This window comes from Nostocoides sp., from assembly GCF_037045025.1.
GTDB lineage: Bacteria > Actinomycetota > Actinomycetes > Actinomycetales > Dermatophilaceae > Nostocoides_A.
Genome location: NZ_JBAOHM010000009.1, coordinates 144,560 through 160,117 on the forward strand (window position 1 = coordinate 144,560; position 15,558 = coordinate 160,117).

13 protein-coding genes and 5 pseudogenes are annotated in these 15,558 nt (G+C 68.4%); 10 read left to right on the forward strand and 8 right to left on the reverse strand.

The window, feature by feature from the left end; all coding sequences use genetic code 11:
* Positions 1–60 precede the first annotated feature (60 nt).
* Positions 61–198 (forward strand): annotated as a pseudogene (locus V9G19_RS09735) (DUF3024 domain-containing protein); the annotation flags it as partial.
* Between the two features lie 25 nt (positions 199–223).
* On the opposite strand, the gene V9G19_RS09740 reads toward V9G19_RS09735, so the two are convergent.
* From V9G19_RS09740 to V9G19_RS09755, 4 genes and pseudogenes are all read right to left on the reverse strand, one after another.
* Positions 224–1,792, reverse strand: coding sequence for an acyl-CoA synthetase (locus V9G19_RS09740; protein ID WP_462285281.1), 1,569 nt, complete (start codon positions 1,790–1,792; stop codon positions 224–226).
* Positions 1,793–1,811: 19 nt separating this feature from the next.
* Positions 1,812–2,582, reverse strand: a pseudogene (locus V9G19_RS09745) (SDR family NAD(P)-dependent oxidoreductase); the annotation flags it as partial.
* Positions 2,579–3,571, reverse strand: a complete 993-nt coding sequence (locus V9G19_RS09750) for an LLM class flavin-dependent oxidoreductase (protein ID WP_462285282.1) — start codon at positions 3,569–3,571, stop codon at positions 2,579–2,581. The gene V9G19_RS09750 and the pseudogene V9G19_RS09745, both read right to left, overlap by 4 nt.
* Positions 3,572–3,661: 90 nt before the next feature.
* Complete coding sequence (locus V9G19_RS09755; protein ID WP_462285283.1) at positions 3,662–4,624, reverse strand: Gfo/Idh/MocA family protein; 963 nt, start codon at positions 4,622–4,624, stop codon at positions 3,662–3,664.
* 211 nt (positions 4,625–4,835) lie between these two features.
* On the opposite strand from V9G19_RS09755, the gene V9G19_RS09760 reads away from it, so the two are divergent.
* From V9G19_RS09760 to V9G19_RS09775, 4 genes and pseudogenes are all read left to right on the forward strand, one after another.
* Positions 4,836–4,988, forward strand: a complete 153-nt coding sequence (locus tag V9G19_RS09760) for a hypothetical protein (protein WP_462285457.1) — start codon at positions 4,836–4,838, stop codon at positions 4,986–4,988.
* Between the two features lie 72 nt (positions 4,989–5,060).
* Positions 5,061–5,315, forward strand: a pseudogene (locus tag V9G19_RS09765) (chitosanase); the annotation flags it as partial.
* Positions 5,316–5,361: 46 nt separating this feature from the next.
* Entirely contained in the window at positions 5,362–5,646 is a 285-nt protein-coding gene (locus V9G19_RS09770) for a chitosanase (protein WP_462285284.1), read from the forward strand.
* Between the two features lie 285 nt (positions 5,647–5,931).
* A complete protein-coding gene (locus tag V9G19_RS09775) occupies positions 5,932–6,126 on the forward strand; it encodes a hypothetical protein (RefSeq protein ID WP_462285285.1) in 195 nt (64 codons plus the stop codon).
* Between the two features lie 524 nt (positions 6,127–6,650).
* Here V9G19_RS09775 and V9G19_RS09780 read toward each other — a convergent pair.
* Both V9G19_RS09780 and V9G19_RS09785 read right to left on the reverse strand, forming a co-directional pair.
* The gene (locus V9G19_RS09780; protein WP_462285286.1) at positions 6,651–6,935 is read right to left on the reverse strand and encodes a histidine kinase; all 285 of its coding nucleotides are present in this window, start codon (positions 6,933–6,935) and stop codon (positions 6,651–6,653) included.
* A complete protein-coding gene (locus tag V9G19_RS09785) occupies positions 6,871–7,563 on the reverse strand; it encodes a hypothetical protein (protein WP_462285287.1) in 693 nt (230 codons plus the stop codon). The genes V9G19_RS09780 and V9G19_RS09785 overlap by 65 nt, the downstream gene beginning before the upstream one ends.
* A 58-nt stretch (positions 7,564–7,621) precedes the next feature.
* Here V9G19_RS09785 and V9G19_RS09790 point away from each other — a divergent pair, with 58 nt between their 5' ends.
* From V9G19_RS09790 to V9G19_RS09800, 3 genes are all read left to right on the forward strand, one after another.
* On the forward strand, positions 7,622–8,212 hold the full coding sequence (locus tag V9G19_RS09790) for an ABC transporter ATP-binding protein (RefSeq protein WP_462285288.1): 591 nt from the start codon (positions 7,622–7,624) through the stop codon (positions 8,210–8,212).
* Positions 8,213–8,244: 32 nt separating this feature from the next.
* A complete protein-coding gene (locus V9G19_RS09795; RefSeq protein WP_462285289.1) occupies positions 8,245–8,403 on the forward strand; it encodes a hypothetical protein in 159 nt (52 codons plus the stop codon).
* A 99-nt stretch (positions 8,404–8,502) separates the two neighbouring features.
* Complete coding sequence (locus V9G19_RS09800; protein WP_462285290.1) at positions 8,503–9,405, forward strand: FtsX-like permease family protein; 903 nt, start codon at positions 8,503–8,505, stop codon at positions 9,403–9,405.
* A 1,517-nt stretch (positions 9,406–10,922) separates the two neighbouring features.
* Here V9G19_RS09800 and V9G19_RS09805 read toward each other — a convergent pair.
* Positions 10,923–13,637: pseudogene (locus tag V9G19_RS09805) on the reverse strand (acyl-CoA dehydratase activase-related protein); the annotation flags it as partial.
* 123 nt (positions 13,638–13,760) lie between these two features.
* On the opposite strand from V9G19_RS09805, the gene V9G19_RS09810 reads away from it, so the two are divergent.
* Entirely contained in the window at positions 13,761–14,405 is a 645-nt protein-coding gene (locus V9G19_RS09810) for a TetR/AcrR family transcriptional regulator (RefSeq protein ID WP_462285447.1), read from the forward strand.
* A 171-nt stretch (positions 14,406–14,576) separates the two neighbouring features.
* Here V9G19_RS09810 and V9G19_RS09815 read toward each other — a convergent pair.
* A pseudogene (locus V9G19_RS09815) lies at positions 14,577–14,774 on the reverse strand (NAD(P)H-hydrate dehydratase); the annotation flags it as partial.
* Positions 14,775–14,975: 201 nt separating this feature from the next.
* On the opposite strand from V9G19_RS09815, the gene V9G19_RS09820 reads away from it, so the two are divergent.
* Entirely contained in the window at positions 14,976–15,551 is a 576-nt protein-coding gene (locus V9G19_RS09820; RefSeq protein WP_462285291.1) for a hypothetical protein, read from the forward strand.
* The last annotated feature ends 7 nt before the right edge of the window (positions 15,552–15,558 follow it).

Below are 15,558 nucleotides of genomic sequence, written 5' to 3' on the forward strand. Positions count from 1 at the left end.
AACGGCCGCCCGCCCGGCTGACGACCGCTCTGGGACAGCCCTCCTAACACGTACACGGCCGCCACGGGGCTGTGGTCGCTCAGCGCGCGGGACCGAAACCTCAAATTCCGCGCCTACGAGCGGGCGCGGCCCACCGCCGCGATTGCCGACCTACTCGCGGAGGTCGACGCCGACCCCACCGACATCTTCTGGGGCTGACCCCTGGCACGCCTTCAGCTCGGCGTCACTGCGACGTCAGGCTCGCCTTGATTTCGTTCTTGAGAACCTTGCCGACCTTCGAGCGCGGCAAGTCGTCCCAGACCTCCACCTGCTTGGGCGACTTCACGCTGCCGATCCGCTCCTTGACGTATGCCGCCAGCCCGCCCCCGTCGATCACCTTGCCCGCCGCGGGCTGGACCACGGCAACGACACGCTCGCCCCACTTCTCGTCGGGCAGGCCAATCACCGCGCAGTCCTGAACATCCGGGTGGGTCAGCAGCGCCTGCTCGACCTCGGTGGAGTAGACGTTGAAACCGCCGGTGATGATCATGTCCTTGGCCCGGTCGACGATGAAGAGATATCCCTCGTCGTCCAGGTAGCCGATATCGCCGGTATGGTGCCACCCGCCCGCCGACGCCTCTGCCGTCGCCTCGGGATTGTTGTAATAGCCGGGCATCACCAGGGTGCCGCGGACGACGATCTCGCCGCGCTCGCCGGTGTCCAACAGCCGACCGTCGTTGCCCATGATCCCCACCGTCACCAGCGGCGTCGGCCGACCAGCTGAAGAAAGACGTTGGCGGGCAACACTTCGGTCGGGATTGAAATGATCGAGAGGGGCCATCGTCGAGATCATCATCGGCGCCTCGGTCTGGCCAAAAAGCTGCGCCATCACTGGACCAATCCGCGTCAGGGCCTCCTCCAGGCGAGCAGCGGACATCGGCGCCGCGCCATACCAAAAGCATTGCAGTGAGCCGAGATCGGTTGTGTCCAGGGACTCGTGACTCAGGGCCATGTAGATCACGGTCGGCGGAAGGAAGGTGTGCGTGACGCCGTGCCGTTCGATCAACGCGAGGAACTCGCCCACATCCGGCGCCCGCATGATGACGATCTCGCCACCGCGGGCCATGACCGGGAAACACAACACGCCGGCGGCATGCGTCAACGGGGCGAGCGCGAGATAGACCGGGCGCCCATCGGCCGGCCACGGATACGACATCAGGGTCAGCGCCGTCATCGCCTCGAGGTTGGCTCCGGTGAGCATGACCCCTTTCGGCCGGCCCGTGGTGCCGCCCGTGCCGACGATCATCGCTAGATCGTCGACCGCAGCCTCATCGACCACCACTCCGCCCACCGGCTCGCCCGACCGCTCCCCGCCGGACGCGAGGAAGTCTGCCCACCCGAGTGCTTGCTCGAGGTCGGCATCAAGGCAGACCCAGACGCGCAACTTCGGCAGGCCGGGGCGGATGCGGTCGACGAGTTCGGCATAAGGCGAGCGGAAGAGCACAACGGAACAATCGAAGAGATCGAGCAGCTCGCGGTTCTCGGCGGCCTCGTTCCGGGGGTTGATCGGGCACCAGATGGCGCCGGCCCGACTGATTCCGAAGACGCAACTGAAAGCATCCGGATCGTTGCCCGAGATGATCGCAACCTTGTCCCCCGGCCGGACTCCATGGGCGCGCAATGCCGCGGCGATCGCGAACGACAACGCCTGCACTTCGGCATACGAGCGCGCCTGGCCGTCCGTGGTCAGACACCCGGCATTCGGACCGAGGGAGGCTCCCTTGTCGAGATACTCGACCAATCGCATGCCCATGGTCGCCTATGCCGCCGTCGACCGGCAGGCCCGCCCCGGTGACGAAACGGGCGGCGTCGGAGGCGAGGAAGACGACAGCATCGGCCATGTCCTCCACGGTGCCCAGCCGGCCGGCCGGCGTCAACTCGACGACCGCGCCGACCGCGGCCTCCGGCGACTCGAACAGCCCGATCGCGGCGACGTCCCTGGCGAGCCCCGCACCCATTGCGGTCGGCACAAGCCCGGGGTAAACGCAGTTGACGCGCACGCCATAGCCGAGCTTGCCGGCTTCCATCGCCGCAACCCGGGTGAGCCGGTCGACGGCGGACTTCGTCGCCGAATAGACCGCGATGCCCGGGAAGGCGATCGTCGCCGCGACTGAAGCGACATTGACGATCGCACCGCCGTCACCGGCTAAGCCACCCGGCCGCATCGCCCGCAGGCCGTGTTTGAGTCCGAGGGCGGTGCCGAGGACGTTGACCTCCAACTGCTTTCGCACCTGGTTGGGGTTGAGCTCGGTGATCAGCGAGGTGATCTCGATGCCAGCATTGTTGACCAGGATGTCGAGACCGCCGAGATGCGCCACGCTAGCCGTGATCGCTGCCTCCCAGGAGGCGTCGTCCGTGACGTCGAGCCGCACGAAGCCGTGGTCCTCACCGAGCGCACTCGCCGTTTCCGCACCCGCCTCCTGCACGTCGCCGATCATCACACTCGCCCCGGCGGCGGCGAGCGCCTTGGCCATGCCCTCACCGAGGCCCTGGGCGCCACCGGTGACGAGGGCCTTGCGCCCGCTCAGGTCGTAAGACGTCATGATGCCTCAACCTCCGGCATGATCTCGTGGACGAGGGTTTTCATGTCGTCCAAGGTCTTGGCTACCGGGACGTCCGCAAACGGCGGCCACAGCATCGGCATGGTCAGCCCGGCCTCTTTGTAGCGCTTGAGCATGTCGGTGATCTGCCGCTTCGAGCCCGCGAGCAGGTTGGTGCCCTTGCCCATCGGGGTCTGGTCCATGTCGGCGTCGGTGATGACGAACCAGATCATGCTGACGATCTCCAGGTCGTCCATCGACTTGGTGCTGCCCATCCGGTCCAGCTCGGTCTGGATGGCAGCCCGCCAAGTCAGCAGGTCCTCCGGCGAGTCTTGGATGCCGATCCAACCGGCGAGATTGTATTTCGCGATCCGGTTCGCCGAGCGCTTGGCGTCCTTCAGGCCGCTGAAGAAGATCGGCGGATGCGGTTGCTGGACGGGTTTGGCGCCAAATCCGCAGGGCCCGAAGTCGGCGAATTCGCCGTGGTACTCAAAGGTTTCGTTGCTCCAGACACCATGGAGGATCTCCAGCGTCTCCCGCACGTGGGTATGCCGTCGCGGGAAAATGTGCGCGGCGCTCGCGGCCGCGAACTCCTCCGGCATCCAACCGGCCCCGATCCCGACATTGAGCCGGCCGTTGCACAGGTGGTCGACGGTGGCGAACTCGGCGGCGAGAACGCCGGGGGAGCGATAGGGGGTGTCGGTGATGCTCATCCCGATTCGGACCTTGCTGGTCTTCGCGGCCAGCCACGGGATCAATGGCCAACCCTGCAGGAACTCGCCCCGGGAGGATACCGGCATCTGCTTGGGGAAGCCCTCGATCATCCCGAAGGCATGCTGCAGCTCGGCCCGGTCCGATGCCTCCGGCACGACGATCCGGTCGAGAGTCCACACCGAGTCGAAGTCCAATTCCTCGGCAAGGGCGGCCAGGTCCTCCAGCTCGGTCACCGTGACCTTCTCGCGGAAGTTGGGCAGATAAAGGGCGAGCTTCATGGCGGACTCCTGACGTCGATGTCGCGGTGCGCAGTCCAGTGTGCACCAAAACACTGACCGATTGTCCTGACCGAACGACCGGATATCAGCTCAGTGGCTCGGCGGGTCGAGTTGGGCGAGCACCTCGGCCATCAGCCGCTGGACGGCCAGGGTGTCCTCGAGCGGCATGACCGGGCTCTCGGTCAGTCCATCCGCGAGGCACTCGCCCACGTGGATGACCTCGAACTGATATCCCGAGTCGAAGGTGAACTCCTCGGGCGACTTGCCGCGCCACAGGGTGATCGCCGGGGCGCGGTGGAATCGGGGATGCACGTCGATCCACCCCTCGCTCCCGACGAGCATCATCCGCCCCGGCCCGTATGCCGTGAACGCCGCACTCAGCGTCGCCGACCTCCCTTCGGGGTAGCCGAGGAGCACCGAGAACTCCCCCTCGACGCCGGACGGCAGCCGTCCGCCGACGGCGTGGACGACGTCCGGGACGCCCAGGAAATGCTGGGCAAAGGACAGCACATAGACCCCGAGATCGAGCACCGCCCCGCCCCCGAGGTCCGGGTCGAACAGCCGATCCTTCGGGTCATAAGCCCGGAAGGCGGTCAGGTCTCCCTGGATCCCCCGCAGGTCGCCGATCGCCCCCTCGGCGATCAGCTCCCGGATGCGGACCACTCCGGGATTGAACCGTGTCCACATGGCCTCCATCGCAAAGACCTTGGCCGCGCGGGCGGCTTCGATGATTCGCTCGGTGTCGCCGATGGTGCTCGTGAACGCCTTTTCGACGAGGATCGGCTTTCCCGCGGCGATCGCCGCCAACGCGATGTCCGTATGCTGCGGATGCGGCGTCGCGATGTAGATCGCGTCGATCTCGGGGTCGGCGACCAGATCGGCATACGAGCCGAACGCGCGGGGGATGGCGTGCTCCTCGGCGAAGGCCCGGGCTCTCCCCGGCGAACGAGAGCCCACGGCGACGAGTTCGCCATTCCCTACCAGTGGGAATGCGCGAGCCATCTTGGCTGCCATTCGCCCCGGACCCGCGATCGCCCAGTGCACCGTTGTCATGGAGCCAAGGCTAGAGCGCGGGCGCGCACGCACGCCGGGATGTGGCGCGCGATGTCGCTGACCGAGGGTGCGTCGCGAGGGCCGGCGTTGCTCGTGGCTGCGCGGGTGAGCACCACCTGCGAGGCGCGGTCGGCCACGGGCTCTGCCAGGCATACCCTATGGGGTATGCTGCTCGGGACCTCGTCTCAGGAGAATCCTTATGTGTCGTGCGGTGACGTGCAAGAAGTGTGGCAAGACGACGTGGGCCGGCTGCGGCCAGCACGTTGCGCAGGTTAAGGCCGGCGTGCCGGCGGCGCAGTGGTGCCCAGGGCACCAGGACGAGCCCTCCTCGGGTGGCTTCTTGAGCAAGCTGTTCGGCCGCTGACCTCGCCGTCTCCAGCGGGAGACGGGGGGAGAGAATAGGGGCGTGGTCGTCTGTGCAGCTGCCTTGCCGGTCGTGAGCCGGCGCGAGAGCCTCGCCGCGGTTGGCATCGGTCTCACTGGTCTGGCGACCGGCCCGAGGCGCGACATTGGCGATGCTCGCTGGAAGGAGGTCGCGCTCGAGCTGACCTCCACCGCCGAGAATTCGACCTTGAACTGGCGCAGTTCGTTTGGCTACATCGAGGACATCGGCGACGGGCGCGGCTACACCGGCGGGATCGTCGGCTTCTGCAGCGGCACGGGAGACATGCTGACCCTGGTCCGCCACTACCGGGCGATTGCGCCCGGCAACCTTCTCGCCGGCTACGAGCCGCGTCTTGCTCGGATCATGCAGGCTCCGTACGCCGATCGCCCGGAACTGTCACCGGCTGCTCGGCGCGGCATACCTGCGGGCTTGGCGAGGGTCGGCGCGCCTGACCGCCTTCCGGCGGGCGCAAACCGACGAGCGGGACCGGGTCTATTGGGCCCCCGCGCTCGCGCAGGCACGGCGTGACGGGGTCGGCCCGCTGGGCCTGGCGATCCGCTATGACATCTCGGTCAACCACGGGCCGGGCGCCGATTGGCAGTCCTTCGGCGGGATCGTCGCCGCTGCGGCCGACTAGGCACCGCCGCCGTCCGCGGGCGGCACCGAGGGCGCCAATCTTCTGGCGTTGACGCGATCTCGCGACCGCGTCCTGAAGGCCTGGGGCGACTACCAGCTCGATGGCCGCTCGGGTGCCCACCGGCACCTGCTGCCTCCAACCCCGGCATGCGCGTGCCGATCGTGTGGTGAATGTATGGCGATCGGTTTGCGATCACCCGGTGGCCCGCCTGACCCGGCGTGAGTGACGCGCCTAACCCGGCCTGCCTCTGGCTGGACCGTGAGGGCGCCTGCGACGATGACCGGTATGGCTGTGGACAAAGAGGCAAGGGTGCCGACGACGTGCAAGGAGTGCGGGCAACTCCTCGACGTGGACACCTCGCGTGCCGCCGGCGCGAAAGGCGAGGAGCCGGAGTTGGACTGGGCGGAGTTTTGTCCGAGCCCGGATTGCCCGGTGAAGGCGGGCATTGACGGCGGCGTTGGGTTGTCCTTCCCAACATGAACACACCAAATCACCGGTAGAACCCCAGATGTGACGTGGTCATGTTGATGTGACGTGTTCATGTTCGGGGAGCCCGCGCAACCCGCTTGAAAGCTTCCGGATCGGAACCGCTGGCGAGGAAGCGCTGCCGTGGACGCCCTGACCATCGCCCGCTGGGAGTTCGCCCTCACCGCGGGGGTGCACTTCTTGATGGTGGCCACCACGCTGGGGTTCGCCCCGGTTCAACTGCCCGCTGATCGGCGCCAACGTCGAGGCGATCCGGTTGGGGGAGGACCGGCAAGAGTTCAAGGGGGTGGTCGAGCGGTGCGGCGCCGAGGAGCTCCCAGCCGCCCGAGGCGGACGCGCGCACGCTGAGTTCGCCGCCGAGTCCCTCGGCTCGCTCGCGCAGCGATCGCAGGCCGAACCCCTCACGGAGCCGTTGCCCTCCGGGGCGCCATCGTCGCCGAGGCTGATCCGGACCTGGGCCGAGTCCTGCACCATCTCGATGAGCACACTGCGCGCGTCCGTGTGCCGCAGCACATTGGTCAGCCCTCCTGCACCAGCCGCGTCGCGAACAGGTTCACCGGATCGGGCAATGACTCGGGGGGTGCAGCGCGCACCCACAGGCGCATATGGTCCAGCGCTTCCTGGTTGGTCTTGGCGGCGTTTTCGATCTCCGCCCAGGCCGGTTCTGGATCTCGGTGGCGCATTCTTTGGGCATACTCGAAGGACATCGCCACCAGCGTCAGTCGGTGCCCCAGCCCGTCATGCAGCTCCCTGGCGGCTCGGGTGCGTTCCTGCGCCAGGACGAGGTCCCGCTCCGTGGACATGGCGGACCGAAGCCGCTCGTTGGCCTCCCACAGCTCCCGGCCCCGGGTCGTGGCCGCCACCCTCGCATTCCAGATCGCGGAGCATCCCACCGAAGCTGGCCGCGATCGCGAAGAAGGCGAGCGTGCCCGAGCACTGCAGCACGATCGACTCGAGGCCCGAGTCGGAAAGCCACGCCATCGACACCGCCTGGAGGACCACGACGGTCCCGACCCCAACGAGGGCCGGGACGAGGCCGAGGTTGAGCCCGGCAATCACAATGGCGAAGAAGACGAGGACGACCACGAATGGGCCGGTCTCGGGGACGCCGGCCAGGACAACCGAGACGGCCAAGAGCGCAATCGTCGCGCGATCCTCGCGCAGCCGGCGCGTGCGTTCGAGAAGCACGAGGGCGAGGACGAGAAGGCCGAGAGCGAACCAGCCCCGCGTCCAGCCGGCGCGGAAGGCAGCGCCCACGCCGAGAACCGAGAACAGCACGGCGAGGGCAGCGACGAGGTCGAGCACACGACTCCAGCGCGGCGCCTCCACCTCTAGATCCACCCGGCGCATGTGGACCACGGTAACGACCTGGCGCAGGCGGGCGCATGGCCCGACGGTCACCATTTCGGCGCCCACCATGACCGGTGTCATGCCCAACTCGTGACCGGGGCGCGACGCGGCCGGCCGGAGGCGGCGATTGGATCGATGCATGACCCTCTCGCAGAACGCCGCCACGGCTGCACCGGTGCCGGCTCTCATCGCCGCCGACAATGTCACGAAGTCCTACCGGGCGGGCAACCGGGAGGTCGAGATCCTCCACGGGATCACCTTGAGCGTGACGGCCGGGGAGATGTGCGCCGTCATGGGCCCGTCAGGGTCGGGGAAGTCGACCCTGCTCTACACTCTGGCCGGGCTCGAGGCGCCCACGACCGGCACGGCCAGCCTGGTCGGCCGCCCGACCTCGTCGCTGTCGCGCGCCGAGCTCGCCAAGCTCCGACGCAGTGAGGTCGGCTTCGTCTTCCAGAGCTACAACCTCATCCCCACCCTGTCGGCCTTCGAGAACGTCGCCCTTCCCTACCGGCTACGCGGCGACAAACCGCCGCGGGACCTGATCCTCAGCACGCTGGACACGGTCGGCCTCTCGGGCATGGATGCCGCGATGCCCGTCGTCATGTCCGGCGGCGAGCAACAGCGAGTGGCGTTGGCCCGCGTGCTGGCGCAGCGACCGAAATCGTCTTCGCCGACGAATCCACCGGTGCCCTGGACACGCATAGCGGCCAGGTCGTCCTCGCCGAGCTGAGACGCATCGCCCACCACCCGGACCAGTGCGTCTTGGCCGTGACCCACGACCCGGTGGTCGCCTCCGAGTGCGACCGGGTGCTCTTCCTGCGCGACGGTCACCTGGTGCGTGAACTCATCCGGCCCGAGGCGGCCGAGGTCGCCTGGCTCCTCACCGACCTCGGCTCCCGTCGCGAGGGTGATGCGGCATGACCCGGTTGTCCCTGGCCGACCTGCGCGAGTCCTGGCTGGGCCGGCGTCTGCCTCGCCTTTGTCGTCACTGACGCCGCCATCGTCTTGTGGGTCGTCCTGATGGGCTCGGCCGACGCGGCGCGAGACGCCGGTGTGCTCTCTGCCGACGAACGCGCCCTCATCAGTGGCGGCTACGGCACCGTCAACCTCATCCTTTGCGCGCTCGTCGGGATGGCGGTCATCGGCGGGTCCACCAGCCTCGTCGTCACCTCGCGGCGCGGCTCGATCGCTCGATTGCTCCTGGGCGGCATGACCCCCGGCCAGCTCACCCGAATGCTCACCATTCAGATCGCGGTCGTGGCACTCGTCACCGGCGCGATCGGCGCGGTGCTCGCCGCGCTGCTCGCTCGGCCGGTCATCGCCGTCATCGCCAAGGACCCAGCGGTGACCCTGTTGACGATGTTCGGTGCGGCCCTGTCGATCGCCGTGGCGGGATCGGTCGGCAACCTCGTCATGATGTCGCGGCAACGCAGCGCCGAGCTCGCCCTCGACGGTGTCGTGGGCGCCACGCCACGCCAGCAGGTCCTCGTGCCGCTCTTCGAGGCCCTCATCATCACCGTGACCACAAGCGTGCTCGGCCTGATCATGGCCATCACCGGGGGCCTGCTGATCAGCTATGGGCTCGGCCGGTTGAACCTCGACTCCTCGCTCGCGATCCCGTGGGCTCTGCTCGCGATGAGCGTTGCCGTCTGCGGGGTCGTCGTCGCGCTCGCGACGACAGTCCCGGCGCTGGCCTCTCTGCGTCAGCCCGCGCCGAAGTCATCGCGAGGCTGGTCTCCGCGTGATCCCGGGGTCGAACGCGGCCTCCACGCCACGGGTCATCGGCGACGAGCAGTCACCGCATCGGAGTCGACGTCGGCTGTCGTATCGGCCGGCGTCTCTCGCTTGTGTGCCCCCAGGGCTGTCGCGGTCATCAGCCGGATGCGGTTGAGCTGGTTGACCTCGCTCGCGCCGGGGTCGTAGTCGACGCCGACGATGTTGGCCCCCGGATAGCGTTGTCGCAGCGAGTGGAACATGCCCTTTCCCATGCTGTGGTTGGGCAGGCAGGCGAACGGCTGCACGCACACGATATTGGGTATGCCGTGGTCGATCAGGTCGACCATCTCGCCCACGAGATACCAACCTTCGCCCGCTTGATTGCCGAGGGAGACCAGTCCGGATGCCTTGGCGGCCAGGTCGGCGATCGGCGTGCGAACGTCGAACTTCCCACCCGTGCCGGCGAGCGCCGCCCGGGCCGGTGACTCGTAGTGCTCGATCAACCGAGTGAGGGCCTTCTTGACATGGCGGGCCCGCCGGTCGGTCCCGAAGGTCTCCCAGTTGAACTGGCCGGTGTGGAGGGAGTTGAGGACGAACCCCATCAATCCGGGGACGACCGCTTCGCAGCCGTCGGCCTCCAACACCTCGACGACGTGGTTGTTCGCGTCGTGGTGGTACTTGACGAGGATCTCCCCGACAACCCCGACCCGCGGGCGGCGCGGCACATCACGCAACGCCAGCCCGTCGAAGGCTGCGACGATCTCGCGAATCAAACCCCCATAGCTGACCCGGCGACCGAGCAGGTCCGAGCGGCCATTCCTGAGGAAATCCTGGGCAATGCGGCTCCACTGCCGGTAGAGCGCGTCTGCCGACCCGTCCGCCGCTTCGTACGGCCGAGTGCGCAGCAACACGGTTTGGAGCAGGTCACCCAGAACGATGGCCTGGACGAGGCGGTGCAGCATCGGGAGGGTGAGTGAGAACCCGCTGTGTGATTCGAGTCCGCCGAAGGAGAGGGCCAACACCGGGACGTGTCCGAACCCGCTGTCCACCAGGGCTTTCCGGGTGAGAGATACGTAGTTCGTCGCCCGGCACATGCCGCCCGTCTGGACGAGCAGGACCGTCGTCCGCGCCGGGTCGGCCTCGCCCGAGCGCAGCGCCTCCAGCGCCTGCCCGATGATGACGAGGGCCGGGAAACACGCGTCGTTGTTGACGAATCTCAAACCGGCTTCCACCGCGGGCCGTCCAACCGAGTCCAAGTGCCGCACGCGATAGCCGGACCGTTGCAGGGCCGCGGTGAAGAGCGGCATGTGCGCGGGCGCGAGTTGACCCATGAGGATGGTGTGCTCACCCCGCATCTGCTCGGTGAATTCGACGCGCGGAACCACGTGCGAGCTCGAGGCAGCGACGCGTCGATCACGGCTGGCCCGCGCGCGGGACGCCGCTTGCAGCGAGCGCACCCGAATTCGCGCGGCGCCCAACGCCGCGACCTCGTCGATCTTCATCGCCGTGTGAATCCGTCCGCGCGCCTCGAGGATCTCGCCCACCTGGTCTCCCGCGATCGCGTCGAGCCCGCACCCGAAGCTATTGAGCTCCACCATCTCCAGGTCGGGACGACTTGCCACGAAGGCCGCTGCGGCATACAGCCTCGAGTGGTAGGCCCATTGGTCGCGCACGCGCAGCGGCCGCTCCAGCAAGGGTTCTCCGAGCGGGCTGACCGAGTCCTCGGTGAGAACGGCCATGCCGAGCGAGTTGATCAGCTCGGGGATGCCGTGATGCACCTCGGGGTCGACGTGATAGGGCCGGCCGGCGAGAACGATGCCCGGCGTTCCGGTGCGCTCCATGAAATCCAACGCCGCTCGCCCCATCCGGGCGATGTCGGCGCGCACGGCCGCGTCCTCGGCATACCCCGCTTGGAGCGCGGCCGCCGCCTGCGCGATCGTCACCCCGTCGTCGGCGAATGTCTCGGCCAACCGCCTGGCCAGGGTCACCGGATCGTCCAGGTTGAGGAAGGGAGTGAGCAGCCGAACTCCTTCGGCGCGAAGGGATTCGACGTTCTTGTCGATGACCTCGGGTTGGGAGGCGACGACGGGGCACGAGAAGTGACCATCGGCCCCCGCGGTCACGCGGCGCTCGAACCGCACACAGGGGTAGAAGATCGTGCGGACCCCGCGACTGACCAGGTCCGCGATGTGGCCGTGGGAGAGTTTGGCGGGGTAACAGATGTTCTCGCTCGGGATGGAGTCCATGCCCCGCTCGAAGAGCTCATGGCTCGACCGGCCGGACACGAGCACCCGGAAGCCGAGGTGGCTCAGCGTCGTGAACCAGAACGGGTAGTTCTCGTACATGTTCAGCGTCCGCGGCAGGCCGATGTCACCCCGATGCGCGGCCGACTCGGTCAGCCGCCGATAGGCGAACAGCCGCCGGTATTTCTCGTCGACGACGTTGGGCAGGGTGCTGGCCCTCTTGCCGCGGGGTCGCTCGAGGGTCTCGCCGCGTTCGCACCGGTTCCCGGAGATGTGCTGCGCGCCGTCGTCGAAGGTCGTCACCGTGCGCCGGCAGTGATTCGCGCACTGCTCACAGGTCGACTGCTCCGAGCCGATACTGAAGTCCCGCAGTTCACTTCGCGGGCGAAGCGTTGGCCCACCGTCCGGCTCGGTCCCGGTTGCCCGGTGGTGGTTCTCCCGCGCCGTCAAGGCGGCCCCGAAGGCCCCCATCAGCCCGGCGATATCGGGCCGGACCACGTCCCGCTCGGTGAGCAGTTCGAAGGCCCGCAACACCGCGTCGTTGAGGAAGGTGCCGCCCTGGACGACGACGCGGTCGCCCAGCTCGGCCGGATCCTTGATCTTGATGACCTTGTGCAGGGCATTGCGCACGACGGAGTAGGACAGGCCGGCGGCGATCTCGCCCGGGGACGCGCCCTCCTTCTGGGCCTGCTTGACCGAGGAGTTCATGAACACGGTGCACCGCGACCCGAGGTCGACCGGAGCCCCGGATGCCACTGCGCGAACGGCGAATTCCTCGACATCGGTGCCCATCGTCGCCGCGAAGGTCTGCAGGAAGCTGCCGCAGCCCGACGAGCAGGCCTCGTTGACGGCGATCGAGTCGATCGTCCCCTCGTGGATCCGGAGGTACTTCATGTCCTGGCCACCGATGTCGATGACGGAGGTGACCCCGGGGCAGAGGTGATCGGCGGCCCGGTAGTGGGCCATCGTCTCGACCTCGCCGTCCTCGGCGCGCAGGGCGGCCTTGACCAGCCCCTCGCCATACCCGGTCGTGCAGGTCCGGGCGATCCGCGCGGTGTCCGGAAGGTCCTCGTAGATCCGGGCGAGGATGGCGACGGCGGCCCCGACGGGATCGCCCTCGTTGCCGGCGTAGTGGCTGAAGACAATTCGCCGCCGGTCATCGACGAGCACGGCCTTGATCGTGGTCGAGCCGGCGTCGATCCCGAGGAAGCAGTCCCCGGTGGCCGATTCGAGCCGACCCCGGGGGATCACGGCGCTGCGATGACGCGCCACGAATTCCGAACGCTCCGCCTCGTCGGCGAACAGCGGCCGCATCCGGTGCATGCCAGCGGTGACCCGGCGGCTGCTGCGGGCGCGATTGACCAACTCGGCCAACGGAATCGGCGCCGATTCGGCCAGGAGCGCAGCGCCGATGGCGACATAGAGCTGGGCCGCCTCCGGCGTGTGGATCGACGTCGCCTTGTCGCCGAGGGCCCGGGCATAGGCCTCGCGCAACCGGGGCAGGAAGTGGAATGGTCCGCCGAGGAGGACCACCGACCCACGGATCGGGCGGCCACAGGCAAGCCCGGCGATCGTCTGGGTGGCCACGGCGGCGAAGATGGACGCGGCGAGGTCGGCGTGCGGAGCGCCCTCGTTGAGCAGCGGTTGGAGGTCGGACTTCGCGAACACACCGCACCGGGAAGCGATCGGATAGAGAGTCGTATGCCGTCCGGCCAGCTCGTCGAGACCGGCGGCGTCGGTGCCCAGCAGGGTCGCCATCTGGTCGATGAAGGCGCCCGTCCCGCCCGCGCAGGTGCCGTTCATCCGTTGCTCGGGAACGGGTTTGAGGAAGGTGATCTTCGCATCCTCACCGCCGAGCTCGATGACGACATCGGCGTGCGGGTCCTTGTGGGCGATCGCCGCCGTGCCGGCGATGACCTCCTGTACGAACGGGATGTCGAGGATCTGCGCGACCCCGAGGCCGCCCGACCCGGTGACACCGGCGATGACGTCGGCGTCGGGGAATTGCGCGAGGACGTCGGTATAGACCTCGTCGAGCTCACCCGTGATGTCGGCATGGTGCCGGCGGTAGGTCGCGTATTCCAGCGAATCACCTTTGAGGAGAACCAGTTTGACAGTCGTCGAGCCGACGTCGAGCCCGAACCTAAGGGTGGGTCGCGACATCTGCCCTCCTGCGCCAAGGCGTGACCGCTCCATCCAGACTAGGCATGCCGACCGCGGTATTTCAACACCGATGAAACGCCGGCCGTCGGGCGTGATGCGATCCACACAGCAGATGTGTGGCGGTGGGTGCACAGCCCGGGGGCGTAAGTTGGTCGCGTGCCGTCGAGACCGCACGAGGTGGTGTGTCCGGCCACGGAGTCGCCACGTCGCGGCCCGAGGTCGGCGGCAGGCGGTGACGCCCGCCGTGCGATCCTCGACGCGGCCAGGCAGGCCTTCACGACGGTGGGCTACACGCACACGTCCATGCGGGGCGTTGCCCGCCGCGCGGGTGTCGATGCCGCCCTCGTTGCCTACTACTTCGGCACGAAGGAGCGGCTCTTCCTCGCGTCGATGGAATTCCCGCTCAACCCTCGGGAAGTGATCGAGGAAACGCTCGATGAGCCACTCGAGACCCTCGGTCTCGCTTTGACCCGGGCCGCCCTCTCCGCGTGGACGGACGCGTCGACGCCGGCGGTGCGCAATGTCGTCGAGGCGATCCTCGGATCTGCCGATCCCTGGGCGCTGCTGCGCGAGTACTGGATGCCCGTCATGGTCGGGGCACTCGCCGAACGACTCGAGTGTCCCCACGCGGAGGCCGAATACCGTGCGGCTCTCGTCGTCAGTCAGTTCGCGGGCCTGCTCATCACGCGCGTGGCCGCCGAGATCCAACCGCTGACCGTCGCCGACATCGACCGCTTGGCCGAGGACGTGGGCGGCACGATCCAGCGTTACCTCACCGGGCCCCTCGCGGGGGGCAGCTGACGCGGCATACGTCGGGCAGGTCAGTCCCCGCGCAGGGACCGCAGGACGAGCGGAAGTTGGGTGAGCAGTTCGCCGGCCAGGAAGCCGACCCGTCCTAGCCGGACAGCGAGGGGCATCGCCCGCGGCCGCGTGAACATGGGTTCCCCATACCGCGGCTTGGGCCGACTCGGCCCCCCTCGCGAGAAGCCCGGCCACCGCGCCGGCGAGGACGTCGCCGCTGCCAGAGGTGCTGAGACCGGTATCTCCGGTGCTCACCCGCCACACCCCCTCACCCCCGACGATCCAGCCCCGACAGGTGACGACCGCGTCGAAGCGGCGCGCGGCATCGGCGGTCGTCTCGAGCAGGGCATCCTCGTCGAGATCGTCCACTCCGGCGAGACGGGCGAGCTCGGCTCGATTGGGGGGTCAAGACCACCGCCCGGCCAGCCCCGCCAGGCACGAGGGAGTGGCATCAACGAGAACGGTGATGGCCCGGGCGTCCAGCACCACGGGCGTCTCGCCGTCGAGGGCGGCCAATCGCGGGCCGAGGACTCCGAGCCCTCTCGGCTTCCGTTCGGCCTGGGGACACCGGTGGCCCTCACCAGCGCGATCGCGCTCTTATCGGTTGCGTATGCTGCACGAACCCGCTTCGCGATGCGCGATCGGCGCTTTGATTGGGTCGCGCCCGGCGTCGTCGACGGCTCCGCGCCGGTAGTCCGGGACACGCTCGACCCCGACCGAATCCCGGTCCAGTTCCATCCCCCGGCGATGCCGGCAGCCGTGGGCGGCCGGCTCCTCGGCTCGGCCGCGGGGCACCAGGTGACGGCAGCGACGCTCGCCGAACTGTGCCATCTCGGCGCAATCACGATCTCCGTCGTGCCGAGCTCGGAACGCAAGCACCGCAAGTCGGCGGGCCTGGCGCGCAGCGCGAGCCTGCGCGATTCGAGCCGGTGCGCGACGGCATACCAGCAGCGGTTTGTCTCCGCGCTGTTCACCGTCCCGCATGAGCCCGTGGTCCTGGACCGGCCGAGTCGGGCACGGGCCCGCGGCACCGGCCTCGCGGCGACGGCGCTCACGCGATCGGTGGATCAAGAACTGCTGCAACTGGGGTGGGTGCGCCGGGGAAGGTGCTCCTGCCCGGGTGCCTCCTGGCGGCCGCGGCGCTGATCTGTGC